We start from the raw sequence: 241 nt of genomic DNA, 5'->3' as shown, positions 1-241 counted from the left end.
CCTCATTGGACGCGGGGCATCAGCTATCTCAACATCGGCCTCCGCTGGCTCAAGGGGGCTGTCAACAAAGGGCGTCGATTGCTCAAACCCAGCGCCCTGTTCACTGTTGACCCTGAACCCTGTTTTGCCTCCAAAAAAGCGGAAGCCCGATATTATGACCGCATCTGGTTCTCTAGAATCCAGTCCTTGCGCTGCCAACTACCGCCTTGGGAGGCCGCATAAAGATGTGTCAGGCAGTCAG

Annotated in this window: 1 pseudogene; it reads left to right on the top strand. The window is 56.0% G+C overall.

Annotated elements, in window-relative coordinates:
• Positions 1–222, top strand: a pseudogene (locus tag AC0QKW_RS02765) (transposase); the annotation flags it as partial.
• Positions 223–241 lie beyond the last annotated feature (19 nt).

The sequence above is a fragment of the Pseudanabaena sp. PCC 9330 genome (assembly GCF_055795045.1).
The sequence above is the reverse complement of the archived record's forward strand: the minus strand, read 5'-3'. Positions and strand labels throughout refer to the sequence as shown.